Annotated in this window: 18 protein-coding genes; 12 read left to right on the forward strand and 6 right to left on the reverse strand. The window is 67.0% G+C overall.

Annotation, left to right across the window (positions count from 1 at the left end):
- The first annotated feature begins 71 nt into the window (after positions 1–71).
- The 3 genes from macA to CXB49_RS08235 are packed head-to-tail and all read left to right on the forward strand — an operon-like array spanning position 72 to position 4,494.
- Complete coding sequence (gene macA / locus CXB49_RS08225) at positions 72–1,211, forward strand: macrolide transporter subunit MacA (RefSeq protein ID WP_199406806.1); 1,140 nt, start codon at positions 72–74, stop codon at positions 1,209–1,211.
- Positions 1,208–3,142 (forward strand): MacB family efflux pump subunit, encoded by a 1,935-nt coding sequence (locus CXB49_RS08230; RefSeq protein ID WP_101707942.1) that lies wholly within the window; start codon positions 1,208–1,210, stop codon positions 3,140–3,142. The genes macA and CXB49_RS08230 overlap by 4 nt, the downstream gene beginning before the upstream one ends.
- A 5-nt stretch (positions 3,143–3,147) precedes the next feature.
- Positions 3,148–4,494, forward strand: coding sequence for an efflux transporter outer membrane subunit (locus CXB49_RS08235; RefSeq protein ID WP_101707943.1), 1,347 nt, complete (start codon positions 3,148–3,150; stop codon positions 4,492–4,494).
- Positions 4,495–4,522: 28 nt separating this feature from the next.
- On the opposite strand, the gene CXB49_RS08240 is transcribed toward CXB49_RS08235, so the two are convergent.
- Positions 4,523–5,017, reverse strand: coding sequence for a prolyl-tRNA synthetase associated domain-containing protein (locus CXB49_RS08240; protein WP_101707944.1), 495 nt, complete (start codon positions 5,015–5,017; stop codon positions 4,523–4,525).
- A gap of 57 nt (positions 5,018–5,074) precedes the next feature.
- Positions 5,075–5,632 carry a TetR/AcrR family transcriptional regulator gene (locus tag CXB49_RS08245; RefSeq protein WP_101707945.1) on the reverse strand — a complete coding sequence of 186 codons (558 nt, stop codon included), beginning with the start codon at positions 5,630–5,632 and terminating at the stop codon, positions 5,075–5,077.
- 89 nt (positions 5,633–5,721) lie between these two features.
- On the opposite strand from CXB49_RS08245, the gene CXB49_RS08250 reads away from it, so the two are divergent.
- The 3 genes from CXB49_RS08250 (at position 5,722) to CXB49_RS08260 (ending at position 9,107) form a co-directional block, all read left to right on the forward strand.
- Positions 5,722–6,189, forward strand: coding sequence for a DUF1348 family protein (locus CXB49_RS08250; protein WP_101707946.1), 468 nt, complete (start codon positions 5,722–5,724; stop codon positions 6,187–6,189).
- Positions 6,190–6,330: 141 nt separating this feature from the next.
- Complete coding sequence (locus tag CXB49_RS08255) at positions 6,331–7,791, forward strand: TldD/PmbA family protein (protein WP_101707947.1); 1,461 nt, start codon at positions 6,331–6,333, stop codon at positions 7,789–7,791.
- Complete coding sequence (locus CXB49_RS08260; protein WP_101707948.1) at positions 7,788–9,107, forward strand: TldD/PmbA family protein; 1,320 nt, start codon at positions 7,788–7,790, stop codon at positions 9,105–9,107. The genes CXB49_RS08255 and CXB49_RS08260 overlap by 4 nt, the downstream gene beginning before the upstream one ends.
- Here CXB49_RS08260 and CXB49_RS23340 read toward each other — a convergent pair.
- Positions 9,097–9,270 (reverse strand): hypothetical protein, encoded by a 174-nt coding sequence (locus CXB49_RS23340; RefSeq protein ID WP_158300678.1) that lies wholly within the window; start codon positions 9,268–9,270, stop codon positions 9,097–9,099. The genes CXB49_RS08260 and CXB49_RS23340 overlap by 11 nt on opposite strands.
- A gap of 145 nt (positions 9,271–9,415) precedes the next feature.
- On the opposite strand from CXB49_RS23340, the gene CXB49_RS08265 reads away from it, so the two are divergent.
- Both CXB49_RS08265 and CXB49_RS08270 read left to right on the forward strand, forming a co-directional pair.
- Positions 9,416–10,870 (forward strand): aminoacyl-histidine dipeptidase, encoded by a 1,455-nt coding sequence (locus CXB49_RS08265; RefSeq protein ID WP_101707949.1) that lies wholly within the window; start codon positions 9,416–9,418, stop codon positions 10,868–10,870.
- 117 nt (positions 10,871–10,987) lie between these two features.
- Positions 10,988–11,512, forward strand: a complete 525-nt coding sequence (locus CXB49_RS08270) for a DUF2165 family protein (protein ID WP_101707950.1) — start codon at positions 10,988–10,990, stop codon at positions 11,510–11,512.
- A 208-nt stretch (positions 11,513–11,720) separates the two neighbouring features.
- Here CXB49_RS08270 and dxs read toward each other — a convergent pair whose 3' ends face one another.
- From dxs to CXB49_RS08285, 3 genes are all read right to left on the reverse strand, one after another.
- Positions 11,721–13,568, reverse strand: coding sequence for a 1-deoxy-D-xylulose-5-phosphate synthase (dxs, locus tag CXB49_RS08275; RefSeq protein WP_101707951.1), 1,848 nt, complete (start codon positions 13,566–13,568; stop codon positions 11,721–11,723).
- A gap of 75 nt (positions 13,569–13,643) precedes the next feature.
- Entirely contained in the window at positions 13,644–14,540 is an 897-nt protein-coding gene (locus CXB49_RS08280; protein WP_101707952.1) for a polyprenyl synthetase family protein, read from the reverse strand.
- A complete protein-coding gene (locus CXB49_RS08285) occupies positions 14,530–14,763 on the reverse strand; it encodes an exodeoxyribonuclease VII small subunit (protein WP_101707953.1) in 234 nt (77 codons plus the stop codon). Before CXB49_RS08285 ends, CXB49_RS08280 begins: the two co-directional genes overlap by 11 nt.
- 140 nt (positions 14,764–14,903) lie before the next feature.
- Here CXB49_RS08285 and CXB49_RS08290 point away from each other — a divergent pair, with 140 nt between their 5' ends.
- The 4 genes from CXB49_RS08290 to CXB49_RS08305 all read left to right on the forward strand — a co-directional run bounded on the left by CXB49_RS08290 (position 14,904) and on the right by CXB49_RS08305 (position 19,751).
- Positions 14,904–15,740, forward strand: a complete 837-nt coding sequence (locus CXB49_RS08290) for an SDR family NAD(P)-dependent oxidoreductase (RefSeq protein WP_101707954.1) — start codon at positions 14,904–14,906, stop codon at positions 15,738–15,740.
- 185 nt (positions 15,741–15,925) lie between these two features.
- Entirely contained in the window at positions 15,926–17,719 is a 1,794-nt protein-coding gene (locus CXB49_RS08295) for an ABC transporter substrate-binding protein (RefSeq protein ID WP_101707955.1), read from the forward strand.
- Positions 17,720–17,740: 21 nt separating this feature from the next.
- Positions 17,741–18,682: an ABC transporter permease gene (locus CXB49_RS08300; RefSeq protein ID WP_101707956.1), complete on the forward strand. Its 942-nt coding sequence runs from the start codon at positions 17,741–17,743 to the stop codon at positions 18,680–18,682.
- 16 nt (positions 18,683–18,698) lie between these two features.
- Positions 18,699–19,751: an ABC transporter permease gene (locus CXB49_RS08305; RefSeq protein ID WP_101707957.1), complete on the forward strand. Its 1,053-nt coding sequence runs from the start codon at positions 18,699–18,701 to the stop codon at positions 19,749–19,751.
- Positions 19,752–19,755: the final 4 nt, after the last annotated feature.

The raw sequence follows: 19,755 nt of genomic DNA on the forward strand, positions 1-19,755 counted from the left end.
GATGGTTTGGCATATTGTTGCGTCCGGTGCGCGGAGCGGGCGCGCTGTGGCGGCGCCTTCGGCGCTGGGGATTGGGGAAGCGGCCGTGGCGCAATGGCGCGGCCTTGCTGGCGGCGCTGGCCTTGATCGGCTGGGGCGCGCACCACTGGCTGGCGGAGGACCCGCCGCCGCCGGTGCTGACCGCCAAGGTGGAAAGCGGCGAGCTTGAGGACCTGGTGCTGGCCAGCGGCGTGATTCAGGCCTTGCGGCAGGTCGATGTCGGCGCCCAGGCCACCGGCCAGCTGAAGACGCTGAAGGTAGAGGCCGGCGACAAGGTCAGGCGGGGCCAGTTGCTGGCCGAGATCGATCCGGAGGACAGCCTGAACGAGTTGCGCGCCGCCGAGGCGTCCCTGGACGCCCGCGTCGCCCAGCGCCAGGCCAAGCAGGCCTCCTTGCATCAGGCCGAGCGGGAGCTGGCGCGCCAGCGGCGCATGCAGGTCGAAGGCTCCACCTCGGACAAGGAACTGCTGAACGCCGAGACCGGCTATCTGACGCAGAAGGCCGGCCTGGCCGATTTGCAGGCGCAAATCCGCCAGGATCAGTCGGTGGTGGACGGCAAGCGCACCAAGCTTGGCCATACCCGCATCCAGGCGCCGATGGACGGCGATGTGCTGGAGATCGTCACCCAGCAGGGCCAGACCGTGATCGCCACCCAGACGGTGCCGGTGATACTGAAACTGGCCGATCTCAGCAAGGTGACGGTGCGCGCCTATGTGGCCGAGGCCGACGTGATCCGCGTCAAGGCCGGCCTGCCGGTGTACTTCACCGTGCTGGGCGCGCCGGACCAGCGCCACTGGGGCAAGCTGCGCGCCATTCTGCCGACGCCGGAAAAGATCAATAACGCGATGTTCTACAAGGCGCTGTTTGACGTGTCCAATCCGGACGGCAAGCTGCGCGTCGACATGACCACCCAGGTCAGCATCGTGCTGTCGCGGGTAGACAAGGCGCTGAGCATCCCGCTGTCCGCGCTCGGCGCGGTCGGCAAGGACGGCCGCTACGCGGTCAGGGTCAAGGGGCGCGACGGCAGGCTGGAGGAGCGGCGCGTGCGCGCCGGTCTGAAGACCTCGACCCGGGTCCAGGTGCTGGACGGACTGAAGGCGGGCGAGCTGGTCGTGACCGGCGAGCCGGCCGACAAGCCGGAGGACGGCGGCGCCGTGGTGGTCAGCGCATGAGCGGGGCCGGCCTCGAGCTGGACGGCGTCTGGCGGCGGTTTCCGTCCGGCGACGGCGAGGTGGCGGTGCTGAAGAACGTGAGCCTCGGCATCGCCGCCGGCGAGATGGTCGCCATCGTCGGCGCCTCCGGCTCCGGCAAGTCCACGCTGATGAACATACTGGGCTGTCTGGACCAGCCGTCCGACGGGCGCTACCGGGTGGCCGGCCGCGATGCCGCCAGCCTGGATGGCGACCAACTGGCCGCGCTCAGGCGCGAGCATTTCGGTTTCATCTTCCAGCGCTACCACCTGCTGCCGCATCTGAGCGCGCTGGACAATGTCGCGATGCCGGCGGTCTACGCCGGCATGCCGCTGCAGGCGCGGCGCGAGCGGGCCCAGGCCTTGCTGGCCCGGCTGGGACTGGCCGACAAGGCGCGCCACCGCCCGGGCCAACTGTCCGGCGGCCAGCAGCAGCGGGTGTCGATCGCCCGCGCGCTGATGAATGGCGGCCGCATCATCCTGGCCGACGAGCCGACCGGCGCGCTGGACAGCCGCAGCGGCGACGAGGTGATGCGCATCCTGAAGGAATTGAACGCCGCCGGCCACACGGTGATCATCGTCACCCACGATCCGGCCATCGCCGCCCAGACCGACCGCGTGATCGAAATCCGCGACGGCGAAATCCTGCGCGACAGCGGCGCGGCGGCGCCGTCCGCGCCAAACATCGGCGAAGAGGCGCCGGCGGCGGCCGGACCGTCGCTGCGCGAGCGGATGGCCGAGGCGTTCAAGATGGCGTTGCTGGCGATGCTGTCCAACCGCCTGCGCACCGCGCTGACCATGCTGGGCATCGTCATCGGCATCGCCTCGGTGGTGTCCATCATCGCGATAGGCGAGGGCGCGCGCGACTATGTGCTCAACGACATCCGCGCGATGGGCACCCAGACCATCACCGTGTTCCGCGGCAAGGACTGGGGCGACGACAAGGCCGACGGCATACGCACCTTTCTGCCCGGCGACATCGTCGCGCTGGCGGGCGAGGGCTATGTCGACAGCGTGACGCCGGAAACCACCCAGCCGCAGCGCATCCGCTACCGCAATGTCGACGTCAACGGCTCGGTCAGCGGAGTCGGGCGGGACTTTTTCCGCGTGCAGGGCATGAAGATGGCCGAGGGCCAGGGCTTCAGCGGCGACGATATCCGCCTGCAGCGCCAGGTGGTGCTGCTGGACAAGAACGCGCGCCGCAAGCTGTTCGGCGACGGCGAGGCGGTGGGCCGGGTCATCCTGGTGGGCACGGTGCCGGCCACGGTGGTCGGCGTGGTGGCCCAGCGCGACCGCGGCTTCGGCGGCAATTCGCTGCAGCTGTGGATGCCGTATTCGACGACGGCCAGCCGCCTGTTCGGCCAGCAGCATTTCGACCGTTTCGTGATCCGGGTGACCGACGGTCAGCCGACCAAGCTGGCCGAAAAGGCCATCACCACGCTGCTGACCCAGCGCCACGGCGGCAAGGACTTCTTCACCTACAACATGGAAGAGGTGGTGAAGACGGTGGAAAGCACCAGCCGCACGCTGGCGCTGCTGTTGACGCTGATCGCGGTGATCTCGTTGCTGGTCGGCGGCATAGGCGTGATGAACATCATGCTGGTGTCGGTGACCGAGCGGACCCGCGAGATCGGCATACGGATGGCGGTTGGCGCGCGCCAGGGCGATGTGTTGCAGCAGTTCCTGACCGAGGCGGTGCTGGTCTGCCTGGTCGGCGGCGCGATAGGCGTGGCGCTGTCCTACGGCATCAGCTTCGTGTTCGCGCTGTTCGTCAGCAAATGGAAGATGTCGCTGTCCTTGACGGCGATTGCGCTGGCGGTGGCCTGCTCGTCGCTGATCGGCGTGCTGTTCGGCTTTCTGCCGGCACGCAGCGCCGCGCGGCTGAACCCGATAGACGCGCTGGCACGGGAGTGACGGAGATGAGGAAGCACAGATGGCCGTGGCTGGCCCTGGCCATGCTGCTGGCCGGCTGCCAGGCCACGCCGTATCAGCGCCAGGTCTTGCAGGCGCCGGCGCGATGGACGCAGCCGGACGAGGCGGTCCAGGACATGGGACGGGAGGCGTGGTGGGGCGGTTTTGACGATCCGGCGCTGCTGCAAGTGCTTGAACAGGCGCGCAGCCGCAATCCCGATCTGGAAATCGCCTTGCTGAAACTGCGCAAGGCGCAGCTGGCGGCCGATCTGGCCGACAGCGACGCGCGGCCGACGCTGGACGGATCTCTGTCGGCCAAGCATTCGCGGCCGCTGGACGGCGGCAGCGGCGTCAACACCCGTTCCATCGGCCTGTCGGTATCGTACGAGGCCGACCTGTGGGGCCGGCTGGACGCCGCGCGGCGAGCGGAGGGCGAGGCTTTCGTCGCCAGCCGCTACGATAGCGTCGGCGCCGATCTGCTGTCCGACGGCGCGGCCGCCGGCCTGTATTGGGACATCGCCGCGCAGAAGGCCAGGCTGGCGCTGACTGGGGCAGAGCTGGCCGACGCGGTCCGCATGCAGGCGCTGGCGCGCGCCAAATGGCGGGCCGGCGCTCTGGCAGAACAGGACGCGATCCAGGCCGAGGCCGAGGCGCTGGCGCGACGCGCCAGCCTGCTGGGCCAGCAAGAAGCGCTGAGCAAGAAGGAGAACGCGCTGGCCATGCTGCTCGACGCGCCGCCGGGCGCGCCGCTGCCGGCGATTCCGCCGCTGGCCGCCCGGCCGGCGCTGCCGGGCATCGCCGCCGGCCTGCCGGGCGAGCTGCTGCGGCGGCGTCCGGACCTGAGGGCGGCCGAGGCCAGGCTGCGCGGCAAGCTGGCCGAGGTCGATCAGAAACGGGCGGATTTCTTCCCGCGCTTCAGCCTGAACGGGGACCTGAGCCGGAGCAGCGCCGTTCCCGGCGCGCAACTGGGCCTGGGCGCGACCTTGTCGCTGCCTTTTCTGAACTGGCGGCAGATGCGGCTGAAGCTGCAATCGAGCGAGGCCGACTACCGCCTGGCCGAGGTCGAGTTCCGCAAGGCGGTGTACGGCGCCTACGGCGAGGTGGAGGAGGCGCTGGACGCGCGGCGCCGGCTGGAAGGCAGCGCGGCGTTGCAGCGCGAGGCGCTGGCGCTGGCGGCACGGAACGTCCGCCTGGCCGAGAGCCGCTACCGTGCCGGCGAGACCGACATGCAGTCCTGGCTGGACGCCGCGCGCGGCGAGCGCCAGGCGCGGGAAAAGCTGCTGGACCTGAATCTGGAGCGGCTGAAGAACCTGGCCTTGCTGTACAAGGCCTTGGGCGGCGCGCCGTCTGCCTGAGCGGCGTCGGTCCCGATGCCGGCCGGATTCAATCGCGGCGCGGCACCGCGATCACGCGCGGCGCATGGCCGGTGTGCGCCAGCAGCCGAGCCAGGTCCTCCACCGGCACGCTCAGCGTCGCGGTGTTGACCAGCGGGTGGCAGAGTATCGCCTCCCGCGACCACAGCGTCTGGTCCACCACCACCTCCACCTGATGTTCGCCGTCGTTGACCGCGGCCAGCAGCGTCACCGATCCCGGCTCCAGCCCCAGGTATTTCTTCAGCCGCTCCGGCGAGGCGAAGCGCAGGCCCTTGGCTTCCAGCGCCTCGCCCAGCGCCTTGATGTCGACGCCGGCGTCGGCCGGCACCGCCACCAGGAAGTGACGGCGGCCCTTGGCGTCGCACAGGAACAGGTTCTTGCACTCGGCGCCGGGCAGGCCCGGCGTCAGTCGCGCGGCCTCTTCGCAGGTGTAGACCGGCGGGTGTTCGAAACGTTGGTAACGGATGCTCTGCTCGTCCAACAGGCGGTACAGGGCGTGTTCCATGTGTGGGTCTCCGGCGTTTTCATTCTATTCGAAACTATCACGGCCTGAGCGCCCGCGTCATCCCGCCAGCTTCGCGATCAGGCTCTCCAGGGCTTGCATGGCGGCATCCGGCCGGCCGTCCATCTGGGCGCGCACGATGGCGCCGTCCACGGCCAGCGCCAGCATTTCCGCCTGCTTCTCCTTGTCCGGGCCATCGGCCAGCGATGCGGCGATCGCCTGCCGCATGTCGGCCTTGTGCCGGCGCGCGGCCTCGGCCACCGCCGCGTCCGCCGGCATTTCTCCTACTCCATTGATGAAAGCGCAACCGCGGAAGTCGTCCGACGCCAACCATTCCCGCAGGGCGGCAGCCGGCGCGGCGGGGCCGGCGTGACGGGCCAGCGCGTCGCGGAACCATGCCATCCACAGGCCGTGGCGCTGTTCCAGATAGGCCAGGATCAGCTCGTTCTTGCTGGGGAAGTGGCGATAGAAGGTCACCTTGGTGACGCCGGATTCGGCGATGAGCCTATCTATGCCGGTGGCGCGCAGGCCTTCCCGATAGAAGAGTCTGTGGGCGGTGGCGAGGATGCGGTCGCGAGCGGACGGCGCGGCGATGTCGGCGATGGAAGTCGTTCTCATGGAATGATTGTAGACAGACTTGTCTACTTGGGTCTAGACTGATTTGCGTGTAGACAGACCTGTCTACTCAATTCGAAAAGGAAATCGATATGGAAATCCGTCCGCCGCTGCCGCCGTTCACCCGCGATACCGCGATCGAGAAAATCCGCCTGGCCGAAGACGGCTGGAATAGCCGGGATGCGGCGCGCGTCGCCCTGGCCTACAGCCTGGATACCCGTTGGCGCAACCGCGTCGATTTTCCGCAGGGCCGGGCCGAGGCTCAGGCCATGCTGGAACGCAAGTGGAAGCGGGAGCTGGATTACCGGCTGATCAAGGAGCTTTGGGCGTTCGACGGCAACCGCATCGCCGTGCGTTTCGCCTATGAATGGCGCGATGACGCCGGCCAGTGGTATCGCAGCTACGGCAACGAGAACTGGGCGTTCGGCGCCGACGGCCTGATGACGGATCGTCACGCAAGCATCAACGACATGCCGATCGCCGAAGTCGAGCGCAAGTTCTTCTGGCCGCTGGGGCGGCGGCCGGACGATCATCCGGGCTTGAGCGAATTGGGTCTCTAAGCGGGTTCTCGGGCCGTGCCGCGGGGTGCGATGTTTCGTCTTGCGCATGCGGAATGGACAGAGTGAGGTCTGGCTGATTAGTATCAATGCCGTTGACATTGCCTTGGGCGGCCGAGCCGCCCGCCATCGGGAGCCATACCCATGCTAGACACCATACGTCGGCGCTTCCTGGCGCTGCAGCCCAGCGCCGACTTCTGTTCGCTGCGCTATGTGGAGGAGGACCGCGAGCAGTTGCGGGTCCGTCAGGGACGCCAGCAGCCGCTGAGCCGCCGCCACGACCGCGGCGCGATGCTCACCGTGCTGGACGGCGGCGGCTACGGTTATGCCGCCACCGCCGATCTGAGCGAGGCCGGCCTGCGGGCCGCCTTCGAGCGCGCCCGGTCCTGGGCGCGCGCCACCGCCGGCCACGGCGTGTTCGACTACCGCGGCATCGCGCTGCCGCATCCGGGCGGCCGTTACCAGGGGCAGGGCAGCGTCGAGGCCGAAGCCTGGCCGCGCGCGGCCTTGCTGGACCTGCTGCTCAGCGAGTCGGCGGCGGCCAAGGGAGACGACGCGCGCATCGTCGACTGGTCGGCCGGCCTGGTGCGCCAGGACATCCGCCAGCTTTACCTGACCTCCGGCGGCGGCGAGACGGAGCAGCAGTTGCGCGCCGTGACGCCGTCGCTGGCGGTGACCGTCTTCGCCGACGGCCGGGTGCAGACCCGCAGTCTGGGCGGGCAGTACGGCGGTCTGGGACGCCAGGGAGGGATGGAGCTGATCGCCGAGGCCGGCCTGAAAGGCGCGGGCCGCCGCGTCGCCGATCAGGCGTTGCAGCTGCTGTACGCCCCCAACTGCCCGAGCGGCGCGATGGACTTGCTGCTGATGCCGGAACAGATGATGCTGCAGATCCACGAGAGCATAGGCCATCCGCTGGAGCTGGACCGCATACTGGGCGACGAGCGCAACTACGCCGGCACCAGTTTCGTCACGCCGGACATGTTCGGCAGCTACCGCTATGGCTCCGAGCTGCTGAACGTCACGTTCGATCCCTTGCAGCGCAAGGAGCTGGCCAGCTACGGCTGGGACGACGACGGCAAGGCCGCCGCCAAGGCGTGGCTGATCCGGGACGGCGTGCTGGAGCGGCCGCTGGGCGGCGATATTTCCACCGCCCGGGCCCGTCTGAACGGCTTCGCGCTGGACGGCGTGGCCAACAGCCGCGCCTGTAACTGGAACCGCCCGGCGATAGATCGCATGGCCAACCTCAACGTCGAGCCGGGCGACAAGACTTTCGAGCAGCTGGTGGCCGGCATCGAGCGCGGCGTGCTGATGCAGACCAATGTCAGCTGGTCCATCGACGACTCGCGCAACAAATTCCAGTTCGGCTGCGAATGGGGGCAGCTGATCGAGGACGGCGAGCTGAAGGGCGTGGTGCGCAATCCCAATTACCGCGGCGTTTCCGCCAGTTTCTGGCGTTCGCTGAAGGCGGTCGGCGATGCGAGCACTTTCGCGGTGCTGGGCGTGCCGCACTGCGGCAAGGGGGAGCCGAACCAGGTGGTTCGGGTCGGCCATGCGTCGCCGGCCTGCGTGTTCGGCGACGTGGACGTATTCGGAGGAGCGGCATGATGCGCGCGCATTTGAAAACCCTGGCGGCGGCGTTGAGCGGCCTGTTGCGCGACGGGGAAGGCTATACGCTGTGGCTGGAGGCCGAGCGCAGCGATTTCATTCGCTTCAATCACGGCAAGGTGCGCCAGGCCGGCTCGGTGGAGCAGGCTTATCTGGATCTGCGGCTGATCCGCGGCAGGCGCCAGGCCACGCAGCAGCTGTCGCTCAGCGGCGGCGCCGACGATCTGGCCCTGCTCGAGACGGCGCTGCCGGCATTGCGCGAAGCGCTGGAGCAGGTGGAGGATGATCCCTTCCTGCTGCTGAACGAGCAGGCGCAGAGCAGCGAGCGCGTCGCGGCCGCCGCGTTGCCGCCGGCGGAAACCATGGTCGCCGATATTCTGGCCGCCGCCGACGGGCACGAGCTGGTCGGCATTCTCGCCAGCGGCGAGATCAGCTTCGGCTTCGCCAACCATCTGGGCCAGTTCAACTGGCAGCAGGGCGAGAGCTGGAACTTCGACTGGAGCCTGTATTCGCACGGCGACAAGGCGGTGAAGCGCAGCCGGGCCGGCAGCGCCTGGGATGCGCGGGCCTTGCGCGCCGACATCGCCGAGGCGGCGGAACAGCTGGCCTTGCTGAAGTTGCCGCTGAAAACGCTGGAGCCGGGCGAATACCGCGCCTATTTTACGCCGACGGCGCTGAGCGGCCTGCTGTCGATGCTGAACTGGGGCGGCTTGTCCGAGAAGGAGTTGCGCGCCAAGCGCAGTCCGCTGCTGAAGCTGGCGAGCGGCGAGGCGAGGCTGTCGCCGCGGGTCGCGCTGGCGGAGGCGGGCGGCGAAGGGTTGTCGCCCCTGTTCCAGGGAGAGGGCTTCATCCGGCCGGAGCGGGTGGAATTGATTGCCGGGGGCGAGTACCGCAACAGCCTGATCGGGCCGCGCAGCGCGCGCGAGTTCGGCCTGGAGCCGAACGCCGGCGACGACGAATACGCGGAGTCCATGCAGCTGGCGGCCGGCGATCTGCCGCGCGACGAGGCCCTGCGGGCGCTGGGCACCGGCGTCTACCTGTCCAATCTGTGGTACCTGAACTTTTCCGATCGCGCCGCCTGCCGCATCACCGGCATGACCCGCTTCGCCTGCTTCTGGGTTGAGGACGGCCGCATCGTCGCGCCATTGGGCGTGATGCGCTTCGACGACAGCCTGCTGCGCCTGCTGGGCGACGAGCTGGAGGCGCTGACCGTCGAGCGCGAGCTGCTGGTGGACGCCGGCAGCTACGGCGGCCGGGCTACCCAGAGCAAGCTGCTGCCGGGGGCGCTGGTCAGGTCGCTGCGCTTCAGTCTATAGGCCGAGGGCCGCCGGAGGTGGCCGGCGGCCATGTGGTTTTTGCATGCAAAATGCCTTTGGCATAAATCGGCGCGCGGTTGATATGACCAATGTTCATTGCATTTCTTTCGAGGTCTTCGGGGCGCGCGCGGCCGGCGAGGCATGCTTTCTCTTCATCGCGCATGGTGTAGAATGTCCGGACGGCAAGCGGGAAAACGTTCCGGCGCGCCGATGCCCATCTTTCCAGTCTTCGCCGCGATGGCGAAGCCTGTACCTGGCGGCGTGGCCAACCGTATGCCGCGCCGCGACACCGAATCAAGGAATGCGTTGTGACCGATATCGCCAAGCTCGAACCGAAAGCCGTCTGGGAGCATTTCCAAACCCTGTGCGACATTCCGCGCCCGTCCAAGCACGAAGAGCAGGTGCGCGACTACATGAAGGGCTGGGCGGAGCTGCGCGGCCTGGAAACCGTCGTCGACCAGGTGGGCAATCTGATCATCCGCAAGCCGGCGACCCCGGGTTACGAGAATAGAGCCGGCGTGGTGCTGCAGGGCCACCTCGACATGGTGTGCCAGGCCAATAGCGGCACCGAGCACGACTTCTTCAAGGACCCGATCCGCCCGGTGCTGAACGATGGCTGGCTGATCGCCGAGAACACCACGCTGGGCGCCGACAACGGCATCGGCGTCGCGCTGGGCATGGCGGTGCTGTCCGGCGACGACGTCGCGCACGGCCCGGTGGAAGTGCTGCTGACGCTGGACGAAGAGGCCGGCATGGGCGGCGCGCTGGGTCTGGAGACCGGCCTGCTGCAGGGGCAGTATCTGATCAATATCGATACCGAGGAGTGGGGCGAGTTCTATATGGGCTGCGCCGGCGGCGTCGACGTCAACGTCAGCCGCGAATACGTCGTCGAGCCGGTTCCGGCCGGCTTCCAGGCGGCGGGCCTGACCATCAAGGGCCTGAAGGGCGGCCACTCCGGCGCCGACATCCATCTGGGCCGCGGCAACGCCAACAAATTGCTGATCCGCCTGATCCGCGAACTGGAAGCCGAGACCGATTTGCGCCTGGTCACGCTGAAGGGCGGCACCGCCCGCAACGCGCTGTCGCGTGAAGCCTTCGCCGTGGTGGCCTATCCGGCCGCCGACGCGGCCAAGGTGGCGGGCAAGCTGGACGCCTTCCAGGCGCTGATGCGCTTCGAGCTGGCCGGCGTCGACGAGGGTGTGACCGTGTTGTCCGAATCCGCCCCGGCCGCGGGCGTGCTGTCCCGCGCCGATCAGGGCGCCATCCTTGCCGCGCTGCACGCGGCGCCGCACGGCGTCAAGCGCATGAGCCAGCGCGTGGCCGGCGTCGTCGAAACCTCGAACAACCTCGGCGTGGTGACCATTGTCGATGGCAAGGTATTCGCCAATCTGATGGTGCGGTCCTTGCTGGACTCCGGCACCTGGATGCTGGCGCGCGAGATCGAGAGCCTGTTCGGCCTGGCTGGTTTCTCCATCGGCATGGAGGGCGGCTATCCGGGTTGGGCGCCGAACCCGCAGTCCAAGCTGCTGGCGCTGTTCAAGGACGTCTACCGTCAGGAGTTCGGCGGCGAGGCCGCAGTGCAGGTGATCCACGCCGGCCTGGAGTGCGGTATCCTGGGGTCCAAGTACCCGAATCTGGACATGGTGTCCTTCGGTCCGAACATCCGCGGCGCGCACGCGCCGGGCGAGCGCGTCGAAGTGGAGTCGGTCGGCAAGGCCTGGCAGTTGCTGCAGGCGGTGCTGAAGGCGATTCCGGCGCGTTGAGCGGTTTCTCCGGCAATAAAAAACGGCCTGGTTCTTCCAGGCCGTTTTTTTATATCGGGCTTCGCGCTATCGTGGCATGCTGTGCCTTTGCCAAAAGCCTAAAGCCTAAAGAAAGCCATGACAAAAGAACGAGTGAATATCCATCTGCGCATCCAGTATCTGTGCAAGGGCGCGCTGGCCTTGTCCATCGGCCTGTTCGGCCTGCTGGTGGCCTCGGGCAATATCGTCGATTACGATTCGAACTGGCAGTTCGTCCGCCATGTGCTGGCGATGGACACGATGGAGCCGTGGTTCCAGGGCGCGGCGCTGAAGCAGCGCGCGGTGCACGACCCGCTGTGGCAGCGCGCCGGCTATTTCGCCATCGTCACCGGCGAGATGGTGTTCGGCCTGCTGTGCACCGCCGGCGGCGTCGGCATGCTGCTGTCGGCGGCCGGCAACGGCTGCCTGCGCTGGAGCAAGAGCGTGTTCAACCTCGGCGCGATGCTGGCCATCCTGGTGTGGTACTTCGGTTTCGCGGTGGTCGGCGGCGAGTATTTCGCGATGTGGGCCAATCAGTGGAACGGCCAGATGAAGGCCTATGCCTTCATCAGCTTCATCGTGATCAGCCTGATCTACATCCGCCAGCAGGAGCAGGCGGACTAAGAATCTGTTCACGATCTTTTCCGGCAGCGACCATCTCTGCCGGATGCAGGGCGCGAAAAGCGGCCCGCCGCAGTGCATTCACTGCAAGGGGCGTTTGACAAAGCCATGCGCCGGCAGAAAACGGCCCCGAGACGCTCGTAAAAAGATCGTAAACAGGCTCTAAGGCAGCGGAGCATGCGGCCGCCGCGACGCGGCGGCCGCGAGGCCGTCAGGCCAGCCGCTCGCGTATGCTCTTTTCTATGCCGGCGGCGTCCAGGCCGCACAGCGACAGCAGCAGCGCCGGGTCGCCGTGCTCGACGTAGTCGTCCGGCAGGCCCAGCTGCAGCACCGGCGTCGCCAGGCGCATCGCCTGCAGCGCCTCGACGCAGGCCGAGCCGGCGCCGCCCATCACCACATTCTCCTCGACGGTGACGATCAGCTCGTGGCTTTCGGCCAGCCGGCGCAGCAGCTCGACGTCCAGCGGCTTGACGAAGCGCATGTCGGCGACCGACGCGTCCAGCCGCTCGGCGGCGGCCAGCGCCGGGTGCACCATGCTGCCGAAGGCCAGGATGGCGATTGTGCCGCCCTGGCGGCGCAGCACGCCCTTGCCGATGGGCAGGGCCGTCATCTGCTGCTCGATCGGGGCGCCCGGACCGGTGCCGCGCGGATAGCGCACCGCGCTCGGGCCGTCGTGCTGGAAGGCAGTGTACAGCAGCTGGCGGCATTCGTTCTCGTCGGACGGCGCCGCCACCATCATGTTCGGGATGCAGCGCAGATAGCTGAGGTCGAAGGCGCCGGCGTGGGTCGGGCCGTCGGCGCCGACCAGGCCGGCGCGGTCTATCGCGAACATCACCGGCAGGTTCTGCAGCGCCACGTCGTGTATCAGCTGGTCGTAGCCGCGCTGCAGGAAGGTGGAGTAGATCGCCACCACCGGCTTGATGCCGTCGCAGGCCATGCCGCCGGCGAAGGTCACCGCGTGCTGCTCGGCGATCGCCACGTCGTAGTAGCGGTCCGGGTGCTCCTTCTCGAAGCGCACCATGCCGGAGCCTTCGCGCATCGCCGGCGTGATGCCGACCAGGCGCCCGTCCAGCTTGGCCATGTCGCACAGCCAGTCGCCGAACACCTGGGTGTACTGCGGCTTGCCGGCGCCGCCCTTGCCGCCGGCCAGGCCGTTGGCCGGGTCGAACTTGGTGACGCCGTGGTACTTGACCGGATCGTTCTCGGCCAGCTTGTAGCCCTGGCCCTTCTTGGTGACGATGTGCAGGAACTGCGGCCCCTTCAGGCTGCGGATGTTCTTCAGCGTGTCCACCAGCACGTCGACGTCGTGGCCGTCGATCGGGCCGATGTAGTTGAAGCCGAACTCCTCGAACAGCGTGCCCGGCGTGAAGAAGCCCTTGACGTGCTCCTCCATCTTGCTGGCAATCTCCTTCAGCGGCGGGGCGATGCCCAGCACCTTGCTGGAGCCTTCGCGCATCGCGGCGTAGAAGCGGCCCGACATCAGCTTGGCCAGATAGTTGTTCAGCGCGCCGACGTTCGGCGAGATCGACATGTCGTTGTCGTTCAGCACCACCAAGAGGTCGGTGTCCATCGCGCCGGCGTTGTTCAGCGCCTCGAAGGCCTGGCCGGCGGTCATCGCGCCGTCGCCTATGATGGCGACGCTCTTGCGGTCGATGCCCAGCGTCTTGGCGGCGACCGCCATGCCCAGCGCGGCGCCTATCGAGGTCGACGAGTGGCCGACGCCGAAGGTGTCGTATTCGGACTCGTCGCGCTTCGGGAAGCCGGCGAGACCGCCGTGCTGGCGCATCGTGCCCATCTGTTCGCGGCGGCCGGTCAGTATCTTGTGCGGATAAGTCTGATGACCGACGTCCCAGACCAGGCGGTCGTTGGGCGTGTCGAACACGTAATGCAGGGCGATGGTCAGCTCGATGCTGCCCAGGTTGGAGGCGAAGTGGCCGCCGGTCTTGCTGACCGACTCCACCAGGAATTCGCGCAGCTCGCGCGCCAGCTGCGACAGCTGGTTGCGCGGCAGCAGCCGCAGATCGGCCGGGCTATTGATCGTTTCTAGCAGCGGATACATTGTTGTGAGTCTGCAATGGTAGGGCTCGCCGGGCGGTGAGCCGCCCTGGTTTCGATTGTTCTGGCGTCGAGCGGTTCAAAACGAGCGGGCGACGATGTAGTCGGCCAGTTGTTTCAGGCGTTCGGCCCGCGGGCCGAAGCCCTCGAGCGCGGCGAAAGCCTGGTCGTGCAAATCTTTCGCCATCCGCTTGGCCTCGGCGAGGCCCAGCAGGCTGACGTAGGTGGGCTTGTCGTGGGCGGCGTCCTTGCCGGCGGTCTTGCCCAGCGTGGCGGTGTCGGCCTCGCAGTCCAGGATGTCGTCCACCACCTGGAAGGCCAGGCCGATGCGCTTGGCGAAGGCGTCCAGCGCTTCCTTCTCCTCGTCGGACAGCTCGTGGCCGGCCATCGCGCCCATCAGCACCGACGCGCGTATCAGCGCGCCGGTCTTCAGCATGTGCATGAATTCCAGTTCCGGCAGCGTCAGCGGCAGGCCGACGCTGGCCAGGTCTATCGCCTGGCCGCCGGCCATGCCGGCGTGGCCGGCGGCGTGCGCCAGCGTGCGCGTCATTTCCAGCTGGCTGGCCGGGGCGATGCCCGGCAGCGGCTGGGAGACCAGTTCGAAGGCGCGGCTCTGCAGCGCGTCGCCGACCAGGAGCGCGGTGGCGTCGTCGTAGGCGACGTGGCAGGTGGGCTTGCCGCGGCGCAGCACGTCATCGTCCATGCACGGCATGTCGTCGTGCACCAGCGAGTAGGCGTGGATCATCTCCAGCGCCGCGCCGATGCGGGCCAGATTGTCGCGCTCGGCGCCGACCACTTCGCCGGCGGCGAAGACCAGCAGCGGACGCACGCGCTTGCCGCCTTCCAGCGTCGCATAGCGCATCGCCTGGTGCAGCCGTTGCGGCGCGCAGTCGGCGGCCGGCAGCAGCTTCTCCAGCGACTGCTCCATGTATTGCTGGATGGCGCTCATCCAGCCGGTGAAGGTTTCATTGGCCATTGGGCAGATCCAGCGCCTTCAATTCGTTGTTTTCCAGGATTTTCAGCTGCTGTTCCGCGTCGGCCAGCTTGCCCTGGCAGAACTTGATCAATTCGGTGCCCTGCTTGTATGAAGCGAGGGCGGTTTCCAGCGGCATGTCGCCGCTGTCCATCGCCTGGATGATGTCCTCCAGCTGGGCCAGCGCGCTCTCGAAACTGGCCGGGGCTTTGGCGGCTTTTGCCATGGCGGTCTTCCTGTTGCATGTCAGGCCGACATTCTAGTCCAATTCCGCGTTGAAACGACAGCGTCGTTTCGGACGGTCGATTCCGGCCCGGCGTCGATTGGTGTAGGGTGTAGGGCCTGTTTTCCGATCCGAGACCCGACATGACCGTTCCCGTCCGTTCCATCCTGATCACCGGCTGCTCCAGCGGCATCGGCTACCACACCGCCAGATGGTTCAAGGACCGTGGCTGGAGCGTGTTCGCCAGCTGCCGCAAACCGGAGGACGTGGACAGGCTGCGGGCCGAGGGTTTCGTCTGCCTGCCGCTGGACGTCGACGATCCGGCGTCGATTCACTCGGCGCTGGACCAGGTGCTGGCGCAGACCGGCGGCCGGCTGGACGCGCTGTTCAACAACGCCGGCTTCGGCCAGCCCGGCGCGGTGGAGGACATTTCGCGCCAGGCGATGCGCGAGCAGTTCGAGACCAATCTGTTCGGGCCATGGGAGTTGACCTGCGCGGTGATGAAGGTGATGCGCGCCCAGGGCCATGGCCGCATCGTGTTCAACAGCTCGATACTGGGCTTCGCCGCGATGCGCTGGCGCGGCGCCTACAACGCCAGCAAGTTCGCGATGGAAGGGCTGTGCGATACCTTGCGCCACGAGCTCCACGGCAGCGACATCCACGTGTCGCTGGTGGAGCCGGGGCCGATAGAAAGCCGCTTCCGTCCGAACGCGCTGGCGCGCTTTCTGCGCCATGTCGACATCGACGGCAGCGTGCACCGCGACATTTACCAGACGCAGCTGGAGCGGCTGAAAAAAGAAGGCCACGCGGCGCCGTTCACGCTGCCCGCCACGGCGGTGGCGGAGGCGGTGTGGCGGGCGGCGACCGGCGCGCGTCCGCGCGCCCGCTACCGTGTCACTTTCCCGACCAAGCTGTACTGGATGCTGCGCCGCGTGCTGCCGCAACGCTGGTACGACGGCGCTTGCCGCGGCGCAACATGAGGCGTATTGCCCGCATTTGAATTTTCCTGATGCCATCTTGATAATTTTTTGTTGATCCGCGTAGCGAATTGGCCTTACAGTCATTCGCGCCCGTCATGGCTGACGTATTCGACAGCCCTCTGGCCGGCGACAAAAAGATGGGAGCCGTTCAAGGCACCCACGCTACGAAGGAGATGACAATAATTATGAAGCACCTGAAATGGTTGCCTGTGCTGGCATTGGGCGCCTCGCTCGCGCCGCCGGCGCTGGCGGCGGACCCGGCCAAGGTGTTGAGGGTGGCGTTCAGCGCCCCGGAAACCGGCTTTGACATGGTCAAAGTGCACGATGTCTATTCGATGGCAGTCGGAGAGAACATATTCGACGGCCTGCTGACCTACGACTACCTGGCCCGGCCGTTGAAAGTGGTGCCCAACACCGCCAGCGCGATGCCGGAGGTGTCGGCGGACGGCAAGGTATTCACGTTCAAGATCAAGCCCGGCATCTATTTCGCCGACGATCCGGTGTTCAAGGGCAAGCGGCGGGAGTTGACCGCCGCCGACTACGCCTACACCTTCAAGCGCTTCGCCGATCCGAAGAACAACGCCCCGAACGGCGCGTCCTATACCGACTTCATCGCCGGCCTGGACGAGGCGGCCAAGAAGGCGGGCAAGACCGGCAAATTCGATTACGACACGCCGATTCCCGGCCTGCAGGTGCTGGACCGCTATACGTTGCGCATCGTGCTGAAGAAGCCCAATTTCGGCTTCCTGTACACCGTCGCGGCCAAGGACGCCGGCGCGGTCGCGCGCGAGGCGATAGACGGCTACAGCCAGGACACGCTGTCCCATCCGGTCGGCACCGGCCCCTTCATGCTGAAGGAGTGGAAGCCGGGCAGCCGCATCGTGCTGGTGGCCAATCCGGGCTTCCGCAAGACCGTTTTCGACGGCCTGCCGGGCAGCGAGCCGGGCGACGCCGAAATCTATCAGGCGCTGAAGGGCAAGTCGCTGCCCCAGGTCGGGCGCGTCGAGATCCGCATCATCGAGGAAGACCAGCCGCGCTGGCTGTCCTTCATGAACAAGCAGCTGGACTGGATCGTCGTGCCGAAGTCGGCGATGAAGTCGGCGCTGAACATCAATCCCGACAATCCGTACGACACCACGCTGCGTCCGGCGCTGGCCAAGCGCCATATCCGCCTGAGCCACACCCTCGGCCTGGACAGCACCTATGCCTACTTCAATCTGAAGGATTCCGTCGTCGGCGGCTACGGCAAGGACAGGGTGGCCTTGCGCCGCGCCATCGCGCTGGCCTATCCGCTGAAGAAGGAAGTGATCCCGCTGCTGTACGGCAATCAGGCGATTCCGATGCAGGGCCTGGTGCCGCTGGGCATGGTGGGCTTCGACCCGCACTTCCAGGGACAGGTCGGCTACGATCCGGCCACCGCCAACGCGCTGCTGGACGAGTTCGGCTACAAGATCGGCGCCGACGGCTACCGCACGCGTCCCGACGGCGCGCCGCTGGTGATCGAGCAGGCCACCCAGTCCTCGGCCTCCGACAAGCAGTTCAACGAGATCTGGCAGAAGGCTTTCGACAGCATCAAGATCCGCGTGCGCTTCAAGACCGCCAAGTGGAACGAGAACCTGAAGGCCGCGTATTCCAACAAGCTGCAGATGTGGAGCCTGGGCGGTTCCGCGTCGACGCCGGACGGCGACGACTTCGTGACCGTTTTCTCCTCGCGATCGATAGGCCAGGGCAATCTGGCCGGTTACCAGGTGGCCGCTTTCGACAAGCTGTACGACGCCTCGCAAGTCCTGCCGGACGGGCCGGAACGCCAGGAGCTGTACCGCAAGATGAACCGGCTTGTCGCCGCGCAGCAGCCTTACATACTGGGCGTCACCCGTTTCTACAACGAATTGACCCAGGGTTATGTCAGCGGCTTCAAACGCCATCCGATTTCCGCCCAGGCCGGCTTCTGGCGCTATGTGGACGTCGCGCCGCATTGAGCGCCTGAGTGAGGGAAAAACATGTTTGCATATATCGTTCGCCGTCTCTGGCAAATGATCCCCACGATGCTGGGCGTCATGCTGCTGGTGTTCGTGCTGTTCAACTGGGTGGGCGGCGATCCCACCTACATTCTGGAAGGCAAGCGCCTGACGCCGGAAATGATCGCCAATTTCCGCGCGCAGATGGGGCTGGACAAGAGCCTGCCGGAGCAATTCTTCCTGTTCGTCAAACAGGTGCTCAGCTATGACTTCGGCAACTCCTGGGCGACCCAGCACTCGGTGGCCCACACGCTGGCCACCCGCGTCGGCCCGTCGCTGATGCTGGCCGGCGGCCTGCTGGTGCTGGAGCTGTTCACCGCGCTGCCGATCGCCGTCGCCGTCGCCTATTTCCGCGGCGGCCTGACCGACCGCATGGTGACGCTGATCTGCACGGTGGCGATGTCGGTCAGCTCGCTGGTCTACATCATCGTCGGCCAGTACCAGCTGGCCTTCGCCTGGGACCTGTTCCCGGTGATGGGCTGGGACGACGACAGCGTCGCCGCCAATCTGCTGCTCTATCTGCCGCTGCCGCTGCTGCTGGGCCTGTTGGTGTCGCTGGCGCCCAGCGTGCGCTTCTACCGCAGCTTCGTCGTCGAGGAGCTGAACCACGACTATGTCCGCACCGCGCGCGCCAAGGGCCTGTCGGAGCCTGCCGTGCTGTTCAAGCACGTGCTGCGCAACGCGCTGATCCCGGTGGTGACCAATGTCACGATGTCGTTGCCCTTCCTGATGCTGGGCTCGATGCTGCTGGAGCGCTTCTTCGGCATTCCCGGCATGGGCAACGAGTTGCTGAACGCGGTGGACAAGAGCGATTTCCCGGTCATCAAGGCCATCACCATCACCATCGCCGCCGCGGCCATGGTGTTCAATCTGCTGGCCGACATCCTGTACAAGTGGATCGACCCGCGCGTGCAATTGAAGTGAGCGGGGGAGAACGATAATGACGACATTGCAGAATACCGCCGGCGGCGCGCCGGCGGCGCCGTCCCGCAGCCTGTGGGCGCTCGGATGGCAAAGACTGAAGCGCGACCGCGTCGGCTTCGTTTCGCTGTGGGTGGTGCTGGCCTTTATGGCGCTGGCGCTGGCCAGCTGGCTGGGCCTGATCGGCCGCGGCTGGAACGACGAGATCGCCGTGTCCTACGCGCCGCCGACTTCGCTGTTCCAGGCGCAGAAGGCGGCCGCGGTGGCGCATCCGCGCAAGCCGGCCGCCGAGCCGGCGGCCGAGGGCCTGCTGCCGTCGGAAGATCCGATCTGGGCGGAAACCCAGAAGGCGCGCCAGAACCGCGGCCAGTACGTGCTGCCGGAGGCGAAGAAGGCGGAGTCGCTGACCTTCGGCGCCGACCAGCGCGGCCGCGACATACTGGACAAGGTGATCAAGGGCACGTCCACCTCGCTGTTCGTCGGCTTCTTCGGCTCGATGCTGGCCATCGTGATCGGCACCGCGCTGGGTGCCTGCGCCGGCTTCTTCGGCCGCAAGACCGACGACTTCCTGATGTGGTTCTACAGCGTGTTCACCGCGATGCCCGACATGCTGCTGCTGCTGGCCTTCGCCGCGGTGGCCGGCCGCGGGCTGGGCACGGTGATCCTGGTGTTGTCGCTGACCACCTGGACCGGCGTGTTCCGCCTGGTGCGCGCCGAGTTCATCAAGCTGCGCTCGCGCGAGTTCGTGCAGGCGGCCGACGCCATCGGCGCCAGCAGCGCGCGGCGGATGTTCGTCCACATCCTGCCCAATATCTCCCACTTGCTCTTGGTGCAGTTTTCCTTGCTGATGGTGGGCCTGATCAAGTACGAGGTGATCCTGTCCTTCCTCGGCTTCGGCGTCGACGTGCGCCAGGTCAGCTGGGGCTCGATGCTGGCCGAGGTGCCGGAGGAGCTGATGCAGGGCTACTGGTGGCAGCTGGCGATGGTGGTGGTGTTCATGTCGCTGCTGGTGACCGCATTCAGCATGTTGACCGATGCGCTGCGCGACGCGCTGGACCCGAAGGTAAAGTGAGGAT

It is taken from the genome of Chromobacterium sp. ATCC 53434 (assembly GCF_002848345.1).
Classification (GTDB): Bacteria; Pseudomonadota; Gammaproteobacteria; order Burkholderiales; family Chromobacteriaceae; genus Chromobacterium.